This is a genomic window from Neisseria sp. P0021.S005 (assembly GCF_051956955.1).
The window spans coordinates 1-2,297 of sequence record NZ_JBQCWY010000487.1 but is presented as its reverse complement, the minus strand read 5'-3'; the positions used below and the strand labels follow the sequence as shown (position 1 = coordinate 2,297).

At 52.1% G+C, this 2,297-nt stretch carries 2 protein-coding genes; both read right to left on the bottom strand.

The window, feature by feature from the left end; translation table 11 throughout:
• Positions 1 to 296, bottom strand: a 296-nt coding sequence (locus ACTHUE_RS15930; protein WP_440423966.1) for a glycosyltransferase family 2 protein, incomplete at its 3' end; no start/stop codon positions are given.
• Between the two features lie 35 nt (positions 297 to 331).
• Positions 332 to 2,221, bottom strand: coding sequence for a 1-deoxy-D-xylulose-5-phosphate synthase (gene dxs / locus ACTHUE_RS15925; RefSeq protein ID WP_107792203.1), 1,890 nt, complete (start codon positions 2,219 to 2,221; stop codon positions 332 to 334).
• Positions 2,222 to 2,297 lie beyond the last annotated feature (76 nt).

Genomic DNA, 2,297 nt, shown 5'->3' with positions numbered 1-2,297 from the left:
ATAAATTCGTCCGCATCCAGCGGAAAAACGAAATCTATCGCTTCATCTTTTGCTACAAGCTGCTTCATAAGCAGGTTTACCAATTGCTCTTGATTGTACTTGAGCGCTTGATATTGATAGATAAATACCGGTAAACCTTCTTCTTTCAATTGAATCAAGATTTCCCTTGTGCCATCGCTGCTGCCATGATCGATGATGTGCATTTCATCCATCAGCTCGAGATTATGACGGACAAACGATTCGATAACGTCGTTTTCGTTGCGCACCATACTGATGCTGATTAATTTTTTTCCCATAAATTACGCAATGTATTGAGATGTTTTAATATTTTTCAGACGGCCTCTATCCAACCGGCAATGCGTTTTTCAACGGCTTCGGCATTCAGCCCCAAATCGGCTAAGAGTTTTTTCGGATCGCCGTGTTCGGTAACTTTGTCTTCTACACCCAGCAGCAATACCGGTTTGCAGATGCCGTGTTTCCCCAACACTTCCAACACCGCGCTGCCTGCGCCGCCTTGTTCGGCGTTTTCTTCGGCGGTAACGACGTAATCGTGGCTTCTGGCGAGACGGACGATCAGTTCTTCGTCTATCGGTTTGACAAAGCGCATATCGGCAACGGTCGCGTTCAGCTTGTCGGCAGCGGCCAATGATGGGGTAACCATGCTGCCAAAGGCGATAACGGCAATTTTCTCGCCTTCGCGACGGATGATGCCTTTGCCGATTTCAACGGTTTCCAGGCCGTCTGAAACGGTTGCACCCGTACCTGTACCGCGCGGATAACGGACGGCGGACGGCGAATTTGCCTGATAGCAGGTTGAGAGCAGCAGGCGGCATTCGTTTTCATCGCTTGGTGCGGCAATAATCATGTTCGGCACGCAACGCAAAAAGCTCAAGTCGTACAAACCGGCATGGGTCGGGCCGTCTGCACCGACAATACCTGCACGGTCGATAGCGAACAAAACAGGCAGGTTTTGCAAGGCAACGTCGTGTACCAACTGGTCGTAAGCGCGTTGCAGGAAAGTGGAGTAAATCGCCACGACGGGCTTGATGCCTTCACATGCCAAACCGCCCGCAAAGGTAACGGCGTGTTGCTCAGCGATTCCGACGTCGAAATAGCGGTCGGGGAATTGCTGTTCAAACTCAACCAAGCCGCTGCCCTCGCGCATGGCAGGCGTGATGGCAACCAGACGCTCGTCCGCCGCCGCTTGGTCGCACAGCCATTGGCCGAATACTTGCGTATAAGTCGGTTTGGCCGCGGCAGGTTTGACTTCCGGCGCAGGCACTTCGCTCGGCAGCTTGGCGACAGCGTGGTATTTGACAGGATCGTTTTCGGCGAATTTGTAGCCGTTGCCTTTTTTGGTGATGACGTGCAGCAACTGAGGGCCTTTGCGGCCGCGCAAGTCTTTTAATACATCCACCAGATTTTCAACGTTGTGTCCGTCCACCGGGCCTGTATAACGGAAACCGAAGTTTTCAAACAAAGACAGCGACTGTTTTGCGTGTTCCGCTTCGCCTGCCAAGGTTTTGATTTTATTTTCAACTTTTTGGGCAAGCTCCATCGCACCGGGCAATTTATCCAATACTTTGCTCGATTGGGCTTTGATGGTGCTCAATAGGCCGTGCATATCGCGCACGACGTTACTGGCGAGATATTTCGGCAGCGCGCCGACATTGGGGGAAATCGACATTTCGTTGTCGTTGAGGATGACCAGCAAATCGACATCCATATCGCCTGCGCAATTCAGGGCTTCAAACGCCTGACCTGCCGTCATGGCTCCGTCGCCGATGATGGCAACGCTGCGGCGGTTGTTGCCCAACTGTTTGTCCGCAACAGCCATGCCCAAGGCCGCACCGATGGATGTGGAAGAATGGCCTACGCCGAACGCGTCGTATTCCGACTCGCTGCGTTTTGGGAAACCGGCCAAACCGCCGTATTGGCGCATGGTGTGCATTTGATTTTTGCGGCCGGTCAGGATTTTGTGCGGATAGCTTTGATGGCCGACATCCCAGACCAAATGGTCTTCGGGCGTGTCGTACACATAATGCAGTGCCACCGTCAGCTCGACCGCGCCCAAGTTACTGGCGAAATGGCCACCCGTCTTACCGACGGAATCCAACAGAAATTCGCGCAATTCGGCGGCGACTTGCGGCAGCTGTTTTTTCTCCAGACGGCGCAAATCCTGAGGCGTATCGATAATATCGAGCAAAGGGCTTGGGTTCATGATTTTTGGCGGTGATTTTTTGTGTAACGGACGATTATATCAAGAGATTGCACAACTTGTTACAAATGCTTTCAGA

Excerpts from the sequence above, each read along its gene's own strand:
- dxs (WP_107792203.1), bottom strand. The coding sequence starts at position 2,221 with ATGAACCCAAGCCCTTTGCTCGATATTATCGATACGCCTCAGGATTTG.